The organism is Rhodococcus sp. NPDC059234 (assembly GCF_042754225.1).
Taxonomy (GTDB): domain Bacteria; phylum Actinomycetota; class Actinomycetes; order Mycobacteriales; family Mycobacteriaceae; genus Rhodococcus_G.
The window spans coordinates 28,411-41,789 of the sequence record NZ_JBHZAH010000006.1; the positions used below are offsets into that span (position 1 = coordinate 28,411).

Genomic DNA, 13,379 nt, shown 5'->3' on the forward strand with positions numbered 1-13,379 from the left:
ACATCGGGGAGATCACGGGGCGGGGACGGGGCTAGTGCTCGTACACCCGCATCATGCCGGGACTCCAGAAGCCCGACCGCTTGACGTCGCTGGTGTCGATCGTCGCCGGGACGGCGTTCGGGAAGTGCGGGTTGTACCGCTCGAGCGCGCCCCAGTCCCGACCCCAGTCGTGGTTGAGGTACGTCGGCACCGTCGAGGCTTCGGCGAGCATCTCGGTCCAGCCGAGCGGGCCGCCGTTCTCCTCCGACTGCCAGGTGTCGGTGGAGCTCACCGCGAGCGGACGGTCCGGCAGGATCCGGAAGCCCGGCACCTCGGCGACGCCGTACTGGTGGTCGAACGGGCGCTGGCACGGGAACTGCAGCCCGACCGCCCAGTCCAGCAGCACCGGCTGGGTGGACCCGATGTAGTCGTTGAGCGTCTGCAGCTGCGGCACCCGCGGCGGGGTGAACGCCAGCCACTGGTCGCCGGTCAGGTTCGGGTCGTTCGCGACGATCCGCACCACGTCGGTGTTCGCGGGCAGCTCGTCGAGCGGGATCCGCAGGTTCCGCCAGGACGGCGCGGGGCCGATGTCCTTGGGCAGGTAGGTCCCCTGCGAGGTGATCGACCCGTCGGCCTCGCGGTGCCCGTACTCGAGCAGCAGGGACTGGCCGTAGGTGAACTTGCCGTCCTTGTCCTCCGACCAGATGCGGCCGGCCGCCGAGACGACCACCAGCGGGGAGCTGTCGCTGCGGGCGGGCAGCTGGTACCAGCTCGAGGTGGCCTTGGCGGGCTCCTGCACACCGTCCTGGTAGCTGCCGAGCACCGGGGTGGTCGCGGGGTTCAGGCCGAACGGGAGCTTGACCGTGCTGCCGTTGACGCCGAGCGCACCCGTGCCGCCCTCGGTGCCCGCGCCGCCGCCGGTGACGAAGGTGGCCCCGACCGACTGACTGCTGGTGTTGGCCTGGCCGGGCTTGACCTCGGTGTAGTCCGCGGACAGGTCGGAGGGCACCCCGTTCGGGCTGAACCCGGTCGGGTTGCTTCCGCCCAGCGGGTCGGCCACTCCGCGATCCGGGATCGGCTGCAGGCGACCGGCATTCGGGTCGGACTCGGTCAGCACGTCGTCGGCGAGCCCGCACGCGGACCCGGTGACGGCGTCGATGTTCGAGCGGGCCAGCGAATACGCCGGGTACTGCGAGACCGCACCCTTGGCCATCGAGAGGATCTCGAACAGGACCATCGCGGCGGCGACGGCGGTCAGCGGGATCGGGGCGAACCTCTTGATCCGCCTGCCTCTTTCGCTGGTCTCCCTCACCTCGGTGCCGACGTAGTCCTCACGGAAGTACTGCCACGCGACCAGCACGATCGCCAGCACGAACAGCGCCAGCATCGCGGTGCTGACCTCCCGGCCGCCGAGGGACACGGTCTTGTCGAACCACGGGATGCCGTAGCTGGACACGTACCACCAGCCGTTGATGCCGGCGAACGAGAAGGCCAGCACCAGTAGCAGTCCCGCGGCGAACATGGTCCGGTTGCGGCGCGAGCGCAGCGCGGCGGCCGAGACGGCGACCGTGGTCAGTGCGGCCAGGGATCCGGCGATGCCCGCGTACGCACCGAAGTGGTGCGTCCACTTGGTGGGATTGAACATCATGAAGAAGACGGTGCCGAACACGACGCCGAGCAGACGCCAGGACGGTCCGACCGCGGCACCCGGAATCTTCTTGCGGCGCAACAGCACGAACAGTGCCGTGAACAGGCACAGGATCATGATCAGGAAGGCGAACCGGCGGGCGAGCGAGCCGTCGACGGTCTGCACGAACAGGTAGTAGTACCGGAGGAACTCCTCGTACCAGTGCATGTTCGGGCCGATCAGGGTGCGCACCCGGGTCGCCTCGCGGACGCCGGCGAACGTCTGATCGGCGAACACCGCGACCAGCACCACGGCGCCTGCGGCGAGGAGCGGCGCGACCAGGGGCAGGGTCCCGACTTCCCGGTGCCGCTTGACGATCAGCCGGACCATCGGGCGGGCGCCGGCGAGCAGGGCGGCCACGCACATGAGTCCGGTGGGCGCGGCACCGAGCGAGAACGCGGCGATCAGCACGGCCACCGCGGCGGGCAGCAGACGTCCGGTCGCGATGGCGCGTTCGACCGAGCACCAGGTCAGCAGCGCGCCGAGCGCCACGATGGGTTCGGGGCGCAGGCCGTTGTTGTAGGGCAGCCAGAACGCGAGGAAGACCAGGCCGCCGGTCCACACCGCGGCCGCGTTCAACCGGACCGCGCGGCCCAGTCGCGGGATCACCTCGCGGCTGATGACCAGCCAGCACAGGATGCCGGCGATCAGCGCGGGCAGTCGCATCCAGGGGCTCGCGGTGGAGATCTTGGCGAAACCGGCGAGCACGTCGTAGTACCAGCCGAACGGGGCTTCGGGGACGCCGAACCAGCGGAAGTAGTTGGCCATGTAGCCGGAGTGTTCGGACACCCGGGCCATGGTGAGCAGGTAGCCGTCGTCGGAGGTGTTGGCGCCGATGAAGTGCCAGACCGCCAGGATGCCGATGACGAACCCGTCGACGAGCTTGAACTTCCACCAGTGCGAGGGGAAGAAGCGTCGGTGTGTCCGGCCGTCGGTGCCGTCGAGTCGGGCGAGGGCGACCAGCGCGGCGATGGTCAGGATGCACGCGAGGACCATCGCGGCGAGCTTGACGAACGTCGGCGAGGACGAGAACCGGGAGTCGACGTTGGCGGTCAGCGTCAGGTCGGCGGGCGCCTGCCCCTGCAGGTTGGTGAACACGCCGACCATCTGCGGGCGCAGGTCGCCGGTCAGGGTGCCGGTGACGGGGTGTCCGTCGACCGTGAGACCCTCGAAGGAAGCCGTCGTGTGGTTGATGTCCGAGCTGATCGTGATCGCCGAGCAACCGCCGGACTCGACCGCGCTCCGCGGCGCCGACGCGACGACCACGTTGCGGTCGAGCACGTCGACGGTGGACTCGGTGACGCGGACGAACATCGCGTTGAGCGGTGCCCCGGTGCCCTGCGGCGGGGCGGTGCCGAGCAGCAGTCCGCCGCTGGGCGGCAGGTCGCGGACCAGCCGGCAGGGCACGCTGGCCTGCAGATCGATCGGGACCTGGGCGACGAGCGGCGCATCGACGCTGCCGATGACGCCGGCCTGCGGCCAGTTCAGCGCGGCGGAGGTCTGGTTGACCGGCAGAAACGGGGTCGCGACGGCGAAGACGAAACCGAGCAGTCCGGTGACGATGGCGATCAGCCGGGCGGTCCGGTACTGCACGCGCATATCTACCTGTTCGGGAGCTGCGGGGGCTTGGGGAAGAGCTGTCACGACGTCGGGCACGGTTCACGATGGTATGCGAGCAACCTGAGCGACTCACACCGCATGGAGAATGTCCGAAAATCGCGGTGACGGGTTCAGCAGCCCAGCTGATCTGCGAGGTCGAGGAAGTCGGCGGCGTTGACGTCGAACGCCCGGTCGTAAGTCACGTCGACCGCTCCGGCGACACCGAACTCGAGGGGGCGCGCGACGAAGGCGGTCCGGAAACCGAGGCCCGCAGCCGCCACGACGTCGTACTTGTGGCAGGCCACCATCATGATCCGCTCGGGTGGCAGGCCGAGATACCGGGCCGCACCGAGATAGGCCGCGGGCGACGGCTTGAAGGCGCCGAACATCTCCGCCGCGAACACCGCGTCCCACCGCAACCCGCCCGCCTTCGCGATGTTCACCACCGCGGAGACGTCCGCGTTCGACAGGGTTGCCAGGGTGTAGCGAGAGCGCAGCCGCTCGAGCCCTGCGACGGTGTCCGGCCAGGGCCTCAGCCGCTGCCAGGACAGGGTGAGCTCCTCGACCTCGGTGTCGTCCAGCCGGACGCCGTGCTCGTCGAGCAGTCGCCGCAGCGAGTCCCGGTAGACCGCGTGCACCGATGACCACTCGGCCCCGGCGGCTCCGGCGGCTCCGGCGGCCCCGTCGGGGCCGGTCATGGCGGTCAACGCGGCGAAGTACGCCGCTCGCCACCGGTCGACGAACCCGCCCCAGTCGATCCCCGGCCAGCGGCCGCCCACGATGTGCTCGGCCGCCTCGACGACCGTGGACCGGAAGTCGGTGGCGGTGCCCTGCACGTCGAAGAGCAGGGCCCGCACCGATCCTCCGGGGTCGGTCATCGCGCGGCGAGCGGACCCGGCGTCCACAGGCCCGACCGGGTGACGGTCGTGGTGTCGACCGTCGCGGTCGTCGCCGACGGATCGAGCGGGGCGTACTTCTCGAGCGAACCCCAGTCCCGGGCCCAGTCCTTGTCGAGGTAGCTGGGCATCGTCCGCGACGTCAGCAGCAGGTCGATCCAGCCGAGCGGTCCGCCGCCGATCTTGTCCTGCCACCCGTTGGTGGAGTCGGCGCCGACGCGGTCCGGCAGGATCCGGTACTCGGGCACCTCGGCGACGCCGTACCGGTGGTCGAACGGGCGCTGGCACGGGAACGACAGCCCGACCGACCAGTCGAGCAGGACCGGTGCGCTCGACCCGACCACCTCGTTGAGCGTCTGCAGCTGCGGTACCCGCGGCGGGGTGATCGCCAGCCACTGCTTCGGCGTGAGGTCGTGGTCGGCGGCGACCAGCCGGACGGCGTCCGCGTCGGCGGGGATCTGCGACATCGGAACCCGCAGGTTCCGCCAGGACGGTGTCGGGCCGATGTCGATCGGCGCGACGGAGCCCTCGGCCTCCACGCCGCCGTCGGCGGTCCGCTTGCCGTACTCGACGACCAGGTCCTGGCCGTAGGTGACGACGCCGTCCTTGTCGACGTACCGGATGCGGCCGGCGGCGGTGACCACCAGGATGGGCGCCGCGTCGCTGCGCGCCGGCAGGGCGTACCAGCCGGTGGTGACCTTCGCGGGTTCCTGCGTGCCGCCCTGGTAGCTGCCGAGGATCGGTGTGGTGGCCGGGTTCAGCCCGAACGGCAAGGCCACCGAACTGCCGTTGACGCCGGTGGACCCGGTGCCGCCGCCGGTCCCGGCGGCGGTCCCGGTGCTGGTGGTGGTCGCCTTGGAGTCGACGGTGTTGGCGCCGCCCGCCGCCTTGTTCTCCGCGTCCGCGGTGAGGTCGAGTGGCACGCCGTTGGGCGTGAACCCGGCGTTGGTTGCCGCCCCGCCGAACGGATCCGTGCCCGGGACGAGCGGTGCGAGCGCGCCCGCATTGGCATCGGGCTCGATCAGCACGTCGTCGGCGAGGGCGCAGGTGTCACCGGTGAGGGTGTCGAAGTTGGACCTCGCCACCGAGTAGGCCGGGTACTGGGACACGGCGGCCTTCGCGAGCGAGAGGACCTCGACCAGCACGATGAACGCGGCCGCCAGGGTCAGCGGGGACGCGAGCAGGGCCCGCCACCCGCGGGCCGGGTGCGGCTGCTCGGGAGCGCGATAGGGCTCGCGCAGGTGCTGCCATCCCGCGAGGAGCAGGGCGAGCACGCTGAGCGCGAGGAATCCGGTCGCGAACGACTTGCCGCCGATGGAGGGGGCCTTGTCCCACCAGGGGACGCCGTAGCTCGACACGTACCACCAGCCGTTGGGGCCGGTGAACGCCAGCGCGAGCAGGAACAGCACCCCGGCCGCGAACAGCGTGCGGTTTCGTCGCGAGCGCAGGGTCGCGGCGGCAATCCCGACTGCGGTGACCGCGGCGATGGATCCGGCGAGGCCGGCGTACACGCCGAAGTGGTGGGTCCACTTCGTCGGTGTGGTCATCATCAGCAGCAGCGAGGCGAAGACGATCCCGAGGATGCGTCGCGACGGCCCGGCCGCGGCGCCGGGGATCTTGCCCCGGCCGCGCAGCAGCAGCATCGCGCACACGATCAGGCACAGGAACATGGCGAAGACGCCGAACCGGCGGGCCAGCGAGCCGTCGGGGGAGACGTTCAGCAGCGCGTCGTAGCGGTGGTATTCGCCGAACCACGACACGTTGGGGCCGATCGCGGTGCGCAGCTTAGTCGCCGCCAGGACGGTGCCGAAGGTCTGGTCGGCGAAGATCGCGACGAGGACGACGGTGCCCGCGGCCAGGATCGGCGCGACCAGCGGCAGCCAGCCGACCACACGTGCCCGCGTCACCACGATCCTCACCAGCGGCCGCAGGCCGACGATCAGCGCGGCAACGGCGATCACGCCGGTCGGTCCGGCGGCGAGCGAGAACGCGGCGATCAGCACGCCGACCGCGGCGGGCAGCAGGCGTCCGGTCGCGATGGCGCGTTCGATCGAGCACCAGGTCAGCAGGGCGCCGAGCGCGATGATCGGTTCGGGGCGCAGGCCGTTGTTGTAGGGCAGCCAGAACGACAGGAACACCAGGCCCGCCGTCCACAGTGCGATGCGGTCGTGCCGCACTGCCCGTCCGAGACGCGGGATCACCTCGCGGCTGATCACCATCCAGCACAGGATCCCCGCGATCAGCGCCGGCAGCCGCATCCAGGTGCTGGCGGTCGACACCTTCGCCATCGCGGCGAGCACGTCGTAGTACCAGCCGAAGGGCGCCTCGGAGACGCCGAACCACCGGTAGTAGTTGGCCATGTAGCCGGAATGCTCCGACACGCGGGCCATGTTCAGCAGGTAGCCGTCGTCGGAGGTGTTGGCGCCGATGAAGTGCCAGAGCACCAGGATGCCCACGACCACCCCGTCGACGCCGGTGAACTTCCACCAGTGCGACGGGAAGAACCGGCGGGCGCGACGGCCGTCGACGTCGTCGAGGCGATGCAGCGCGACCAGCGCGAGCAGGGTCGCGAGCACGCCGACGATCATCGCCAGCAGTTTGAACAACGTGGGGCTGGACGAGAACCGGGAGTCGACTTCGGCCCGCACCTGCAGTCCCGCGGGCGCCGCACCCTGCAGGTCACTGAAGATCCCGACCATCTGCGGACGCACGTCGCCGGGGACGTCGGCGGTGACGGGGGCGGTGCCCTCGGGCATGCCCGCGAAGGTCGCGGTGGTGTGGGTCGCGTCCGAGTGCACGACGATCGCCGTGCAGCCGCCCGAGGTGAGTGCGGCGAGCGGGGCGGCGATCAGCTGCGAGTTCCGCAGCACCACCGAAACCGTGCGGTCGGCGTCGGATCCGACCTTCACGGTGAGGCCGGCGAGCTCGGAATCGGGCGCCTGCTTCGGTGCGGTGGAGACGAGGGTGTCGCCGCCGGGAGGCAGGGCCGCGGCGGTCGCGCAGGGGATGTGGATGTCGAGGGCGAGCGGCTCGTAACTGATCAGCGGGGCATCCACGCTGGTGAGGGAGCCGTTCTGCGGCCAGGACACGCTCGCGGTCTGCTGCGCGACGGGCAGCAGCGGGGCGAGAACGGCGAGGACGGTACCGAGCAGGCCCGCGACGATCGCGATCAGCCGGGCGGTCCGCAGTGGCGAAGGGTTCGCGGTGTCGATTCCGGGTTTCGAGATTCCGGACTCGGACACTGCGGGGGACTCAGACTCGGCGGGCACAAGATCCGATCTTATGGGTCGCGCGTCGAGTCCCCGGTCGAGCGACCGGGCGAGTCCGGGGTCCGTGCGAGGGCGTGGGCCCCCGGACTCGCTTCGGCTCAGGAGTTGAAGTGGAAACCGCCCGTGCCCCCACCGGCGCCGCCGCCGGTCGCTCCGCCGCCGGCGGCGCCACCGGAGCCGGTGCCGAAGTTGCCACCGAACATCGCGGAGATCAGGGTCGAGAAGATCGTGGAGAAGGACATAAGCACTCCTGCATGTCATGCGATCGTGACCGGCACCGGTTGGTGCCTGAGCCATTGGACCGAGCAGCGGGCGCGGGGCGGAACGGATCGGGCGCAGGTTAGGGGCCGATTAGGGGCGAGTCGGGCATCCCCCGACCCCCTAGCCGTCCCCCGGTTCGTCGGCCCCCGGGTCGTGGGCGGGGGGCTTCAGCGCCCCGCGGCGACCAGCGCGCGGACGTCCCACACCCACACGTCGTCGGCGCGGTGACCCGCGTCGCCGAGCAGGCTCTGCACCGTCTGCCGCAGCACGCGTTCGTTCGACCCGCGGGGCAGGACGAGCACGTCGGCGCGCCAGAACTTCAGGTCGACCACCGCCTGGGCGCGCATCGCGTCGGTGATCTCGGGCGCGATGCCGGTCTTCTGGGTCTTCGCCAGCACGCTCGCGGTCGGCCGGTCGTCGGGGCCGTACTTGGCCTTCTTGTCCGGTCCGACGGGACCGACGAAGTAGCCGCCGGCGAGGGGGAACCCGAAGTCGGTGTCGATCTGCCAGGTGAGTGCCCGGGCGTCCTCGGGGCGGGGCAGCGGGACGGTGACGACGGACCCGGCGTCGACGTAGTCGCGCCACGTCCCGTCGGTGAAGAACGTGGGGGCCGCCGGCCGGTCGACGGCCTGGAGCGGGGCCGGTGCGAGCGGGAGCAGGGCGAGCAGAAGCCCGAGGCACCAGGGGATCCGCGCGGCCCGCTCGCGCAACGCGCGGTCGGTGGCCAGGGCCAGCAGCAGGGCGATCGCCGGGACCGCGCCCATCGCGAACCGGGTCTCGAGCACCGACTCGAGCAGCGGCAGGTTCGCGATCCACTTCCAGGGCAGTTCGATGCCGGTGTCGCTGCGGCCGACCATCAGCCGGGAGCCGAGCGAGAGCACGATCATGACGGCGGTGGTGACGGACGCGGCCCGCGCGACCGGCGAGCGCCGCAGCCAGACGGCAGCCGCCGCGACCAGCGCCAGCAGCGGCCAGCCGAAGTAGGCGTTCTGTTCGGTGGGGTTGATCGCGACGTCCTGGCCGGGATTGGTGTGCCCGCCGAGGGACTGCGTCGGGAACTGCAGCAGTGCCTTGAGGTCGTTGCCCATCAGGCCGTGGTCGATCGCGTGGTAGCTCTGCGGGCCGAAGAACTGCCACCACAGCGGAGCCGCGGTGAGCACCAGCGCGATGGCCGCTGCCAGCAGCAGCGGACGCAGCGCGTTGCGGGCGGCGGGCGCCGCGAGCCGAGGCCGGAATGCGAAGTAGCACGCCGAGAACACGGCGAAGGTCAGCGCGGTGATGAGCAGCGGTTCCTCGCCGAGCGCGATCTGGGCGGCGACCAGCAGGCCGAGCAGGACGGCGGTACGGGGACCTGCGCCGCGGCTCAGCCGGATGACGCAGCCGAGGATCAGCGGGAGCAGTGCGAGGACGACGAAGTTGGGATGACCGTTGGCGTGGGAGATCATCGCCGGGGCGTACCCGCAGAACAGGCCCCCGATCGCGGCGGCCGCGCGGGACTGGACGGCGTAGCGGGCGAGCAGCCAGTACCAGGCGAACGCGGTGCCCGCGAGACCGGCCGTCAGGACCAGGGTCCACGTGACGGTCGGCCCGAACACCAGGGTGATCGGGGCGAGCGGGATGCTGACCCCGAACATGGCCGTGTTGGCCATGAGGTTGACGCCCTGCGGGTAGTTCTGCAGGACGGTGCCCAGGGGGTTGTCCAGGTGGGTGATCGAGCGGGCGGCGACGGCGAAGAACCACTCCCACATCCGCTGGTCCTGGCCGCTGTCGACGAGGTAGCCGGTGGCGGGTGCGCGCCATTGCCGGGAGAGGACGAAGACTGCCAGCGCGGTGAACCCGACGGCCGCGGCCACGTCCGATCGCGTCCAGCGGGGGAGCAGACGCCTCGTGGCGGTGCCGTCCTCGACGCCGCCGGGAGAGATGCGAGATGTCGGGTCCACGGTGCGACCTGGAGATACAGTCATGCACCCTTCCCGTCCGTCGGCGTCCGACGAGATGTCGGCCGCGGTGCTAGTCGACTACGGTACTCATCCACCCTGGAAGGCGGCTGGGTACGGGCCGTCCACCGGGACAGGTCGCGCGCGGCGGATTCAGCGCCGTCGAGCGACCAGATGCACCGCCGGGAACCGGTTGTGCGCGTCGGGACGACTGACGGTCCGCCACACTTCGTCGAAGCCCGCATCCGCGAGTGCCCCGGCCAGGCGGTCCGGATGCCAGCGCCACGCCCGCGCGACAAGGTGATCGAACTCGACGACCGCACCGGCGGTGTCGGTGCTCTGGCCGGCGACCGATACGAGTGCACCCGGATCGAGGAGGTCCGCCCAGCGGGCCAGCACCCCCGGAATTTCCGCAGGTGGAAGGTGTATCAGGCTGAATCTCGCGATCAGCGCACGGATGCGCTCGCCGGCGAGATCCGCGGAGCCGAGCAGCGCGTCGTCCTGGATCAGACGGAGGTCGGGGTAGTTGCCCCGGGCGATGTCGAGCATTCCGAGACTCGGTTCCACGCCGATCACCTCGAGGCCTCTACCGGCGAGGTCGGCGGCGACATGGCCGAGGCCGCACCCGACGTCCACCACGACGCCCTCGGCCGGGCCTTCTCGCACGAGGTCCACGAACCCTGCGACGACGTGACCTTCGAGTGGGGTCTGATACGCCGACGGAAACGTCTCGGAGTAGAGCTGGGCCATGGCGTCGTATCCCGGTTGCGTCACGTCCCGCATTGTCCCGAAGAGACGGCAGGGCAGGCCGAAGGCTCGGCCGAACTGCTCGACGCCGAACAGTTGCTCAGTCGGCACCGATCCGGGCCGACCGGCCGCACGGTCTCGGGCTCACGAGGCCGCCTCGTGTCGGGTCGGCGGGTCCGCGAGGGCGTGTGCGACGCGGTCGAGCGAGAGGCCGAGCACTCGCGCGAGCGCCGCGACGGTGAAGAACGCGGGTGTCGCGATCCGGCCGGTTTCGATCTTGCGCAGTGTCTCCGCGGAGATTCCGGCGCTGGTCGCGACGTCGACCATGCTCGCCGACCCGCGCGCCGCGCGGAGCAGTTCCCCCAGCCGCCGGCCTCGTTCGAGTTCCTCCGCCGTGAGCGGCACGCGCACCATGTGCCTATAGTAATACCGGTATAGTTATTTGGATCGAGGGACGGTGGACCGATGGTCGAGATCAAGACCGAACACGAGGTGCGGGCGATGCGGGCGGCCGGGGGAGTTGTCGCGGCCGCGCTCGCCGCCGCCCGCTCGGCCGCGGCGATCGGGGTGAGCCTGCGCGAGCTGGACGAGGCCGCGGCCTCGGTGATCCGGTCCGCGGGTGCGACCCCCGCGTTCCTCGGCTACCGCCCGAACTGGGCGCCGAGCCCCTTTCCCGGTGTGGTGTGCGCGAGCATCAATGATGCAGTGGTGCACGGAATTCCCTCCGACTACCGGCTCGGGAACGGCGACCTCGTCAGCCTCGACTGCGGCGCCTTCCTGGACGGCTGGTGTGGTGACGCCGCGGTCAGCTTCGTCGTCGGCGAGGCCGACCCGGAGGACCTCCGGTTGATCGCCGACACCGAGGCCGCGTTGGCCCGGGGTGTCGAGGCGGCCTCGGTCGGGAACAGGATCGGCGACATCGCGGATGCCATAGGCACTTTCGTGCGATCGCGGGGTTGGGGTCTGTTGGCCGACCACGGTGGCCACGGGATCGGCCGTGCCATGCACGAAGATCCGGATGTTCCGAACGAGGGACGACCGAACAGGGGATTGAAGCTTCGCCCGGGCATGGTGCTCGCGATCGAGCCGATGCTCATCCGGGGCGGCACCGACGACTACCGGCACGACCCGGACGGCTGGACCCTGCGCACGTTGGACGGCTCCAGGGCCGCGCACAGCGAGCACACCGTCGCGATCACGGAGCGCGGGCCGGAGGTGCTGACGGTCGTGTGACGTCCGCGGACACCACTGCGAATTGCGCGATACGTGCACACGTTTCGACGAAAAGTGCCCATGTGTGGACGCGACTGTCGCTTTCGGCGCGAGTTCTCCCGCACGAGCAGGCCTTTCAGCCTCGCCGTCGTCGACGCTGCGTGTTTGCTGGCCTCCCCGACGGAGCGTGGTCAGCGTGGGACCATGAAGCATGGCTGGGGTTTTTGGCGACAGGAGTCGGGTGCGCAGCGCGGTGGTCGGCAGGCGAGGATGCCTGCCGCGAATTGTGGTGGTGCGATGAGCTCTACGGAGGAACAGCGCAGGCCGGCAGCCGCGGACCCGAAGCCGGCCCGGAAACCGAAGCCGAAACCGAAGCCTGCTCCGAAGCCGAAGCAGCTGGCGTTTCGCGCCGACGCCGCGGAGTCACGCGAGCGCTGCCCGGGCGTCGTTCTCGCTGGTGGACGATACCGGTTGCTCGCGTCGTGCGGCGGTGTCGACGGCCTGGAGTTCTGGCACGCGATGGACCTGGTCGTCGACCGCGAAGTCGCCCTCACCATCGCCGATCCGAGCGCCGACCCCGGTGAGTTCGCGGAGATGTTCGCGCGGACGATCTGGTTGTGCCGGATCAGGTCGGACGCGGTCGCACGCATCCTCGACATGACGGACATGGATTCGCTGTCCGTGGTGGTCACCGAGTGGATCCCGAGCGTTTCGCTTCGCGAGGCCGTTGCCGGTGAGACCTCCCCGTCGGGCGCGGCCCGAGCGACTGCCCCCTTGGCGGAGGCGGTCGCGGAGGCTCACGAGCTCGGCACCGTGCTGTCGCTGGACGGCGCGAGTCGGGTGCGGGTGAGCATCGACGGAGTCGCATACCTCGCTTTCCCCGGCACACGCGCGAACGCGCGTCCCGCGGTGGACCTGCACGGACTCGGTCGTGTGCTCTACGCCCTGACGTCAGGGTCCCTCGACACCGAGCCACTTCCGGAGGGCACGCCACCGGAATTGTCCGCGGCGATAGTCGAACTGCTCACCCCCGGCACGGCGACGACCGCGGCCTCGACCGCCGAGACCCTTGCCGGCGTCACCGAGCGGGCGCGAGCAGCGGCGGAAGCCGCGGCCGCGTCCGTCGCATCGACGGAAGGCGACACCATGTCGCCTCGTCGGCTGGCGATCCTGTCGGCGGCCGCCGTGACGACCGTGCTGGTGCTGGGCGCGATCGGGTGGTTGATCGGCACCGCTTCGGTGAAGTCTCCGGACCCCGAGGCACCCGGGCTGGCGGCGCCCCTGTCCGCCGTGACCACCGCGGCCGAACCCGCACCGCCACCGGAGGTTCCGGTGATACCGATCGGCGCGTCGGTCTTCTCGCCCCAGCAGTTCCCCGACAATTCCGCCGATGCGGGCCTGGCGATCGATGCGAACTTCGCCACGGCGTGGTCTACCGACACGTACCGCCGGCAGTTCCCGGAATTCAAGAACGGCGTCGGCCTGGTCGTAACCCTGCCGCCCGACACGGTGACGCGGGCGGTGTGGATCGTCTCGTCCACCCCCGGTGCGCGAGTGGAGATCCGCACGCCCCCGCCGCCGGGGGGACAGTTGGAGGACACGACCGTCCTCGGCGAGGGGGTGCTGGGTCCGCGTGACACCACCATCGCCCTGCGGGACGCGCGGCCGATGTCCGGATTGCTCGTGTGGATCTCGGGACTGACCGGGGCCGAGGGCTCCTACCGCGCAGACCTCGCCGAGGTGGGGTTCACCAGTTGACCGACCGCGGGCTCGGTTCGTCCGGTTGCCGGGC

General features: G+C 70.8%; 9 protein-coding genes. 2 read left to right on the forward strand and 7 right to left on the reverse strand.

Annotated features, from left to right (window positions below; translation table 11 throughout):
* Positions 1-31: 31 nt before the first annotated feature.
* The 7 genes from ACFXGJ_RS02425 to ACFXGJ_RS02455 form a co-directional block, all read right to left on the reverse strand.
* Positions 32-3,322 (reverse strand): arabinosyltransferase domain-containing protein, encoded by a 3,291-nt coding sequence (locus tag ACFXGJ_RS02425; protein WP_378616101.1) that lies wholly within the window; start codon positions 3,320-3,322, stop codon positions 32-34.
* Between the two features lie 74 nt (positions 3,323-3,396).
* On the reverse strand, positions 3,397-4,143 hold the full coding sequence (locus ACFXGJ_RS02430) for a haloacid dehalogenase type II (RefSeq protein WP_378616103.1): 747 nt from the start codon (positions 4,141-4,143) through the stop codon (positions 3,397-3,399).
* Positions 4,140-7,403 (reverse strand): arabinosyltransferase domain-containing protein, encoded by a 3,264-nt coding sequence (locus ACFXGJ_RS02435; RefSeq protein WP_378616215.1) that lies wholly within the window; start codon positions 7,401-7,403, stop codon positions 4,140-4,142. The genes ACFXGJ_RS02430 and ACFXGJ_RS02435 overlap by 4 nt, the downstream gene beginning before the upstream one ends.
* A 125-nt stretch (positions 7,404-7,528) precedes the next feature.
* Positions 7,529-7,672: a hypothetical protein gene (locus ACFXGJ_RS02440; RefSeq protein WP_378616105.1), complete on the reverse strand. Its 144-nt coding sequence runs from the start codon at positions 7,670-7,672 to the stop codon at positions 7,529-7,531.
* Positions 7,673-7,858: 186 nt separating this feature from the next.
* Positions 7,859-9,655 carry a glycosyl transferase gene (locus ACFXGJ_RS02445; protein WP_378616107.1) on the reverse strand — a complete coding sequence of 599 codons (1,797 nt, stop codon included), beginning with the start codon at positions 9,653-9,655 and terminating at the stop codon, positions 7,859-7,861.
* 126 nt (positions 9,656-9,781) lie between these two features.
* Complete coding sequence (locus ACFXGJ_RS02450; protein ID WP_378616109.1) at positions 9,782-10,402, reverse strand: class I SAM-dependent methyltransferase; 621 nt, start codon at positions 10,400-10,402, stop codon at positions 9,782-9,784.
* Between the two features lie 117 nt (positions 10,403-10,519).
* The gene (locus ACFXGJ_RS02455) at positions 10,520-10,789 is read right to left on the reverse strand and encodes a helix-turn-helix domain-containing protein (protein ID WP_378616111.1); all 270 of its coding nucleotides are present in this window, start codon (positions 10,787-10,789) and stop codon (positions 10,520-10,522) included.
* Positions 10,790-10,840: 51 nt separating this feature from the next.
* On the opposite strand from ACFXGJ_RS02455, the gene map reads away from it, so the two are divergent.
* Together map and ACFXGJ_RS02465 are read left to right on the forward strand one after the other, a co-directional pair.
* Positions 10,841-11,608 (forward strand): type I methionyl aminopeptidase, encoded by a 768-nt coding sequence (map, locus tag ACFXGJ_RS02460; protein ID WP_378616113.1) that lies wholly within the window; start codon positions 10,841-10,843, stop codon positions 11,606-11,608.
* A gap of 276 nt (positions 11,609-11,884) precedes the next feature.
* Positions 11,885-13,345 carry a hypothetical protein gene (locus tag ACFXGJ_RS02465; protein WP_378616115.1) on the forward strand — a complete coding sequence of 487 codons (1,461 nt, stop codon included), beginning with the start codon at positions 11,885-11,887 and terminating at the stop codon, positions 13,343-13,345.
* Positions 13,346-13,379: the final 34 nt, after the last annotated feature.

Bases quoted from the DNA above. Each gene is read 5' to 3' on its own strand.
- ACFXGJ_RS02430 (WP_378616103.1), bottom strand. From the start codon at position 4,143: ATGACCGACCCCGGAGGATCGGTGCGGGCCCTGCTCTTCGACGTGCAG.
- map (WP_378616113.1), top strand. From the start codon at position 10,841: ATGGTCGAGATCAAGACCGAACACGAGGTGCGGGCGATGCGGGCGGCC.
- ACFXGJ_RS02465 (WP_378616115.1), top strand. From the start codon at position 11,885: ATGAGCTCTACGGAGGAACAGCGCAGGCCGGCAGCCGCGGACCCGAAG.
- ACFXGJ_RS02445 (WP_378616107.1), bottom strand. From the start codon at position 9,655: ATGACTGTATCTCCAGGTCGCACCGTGGACCCGACATCTCGCATCTCT.
- ACFXGJ_RS02455 (WP_378616111.1), bottom strand. From the start codon at position 10,789: ATGGTGCGCGTGCCGCTCACGGCGGAGGAACTCGAACGAGGCCGGCGG.
- ACFXGJ_RS02440 (WP_378616105.1), bottom strand. From the start codon at position 7,672: ATGTCCTTCTCCACGATCTTCTCGACCCTGATCTCCGCGATGTTCGGT.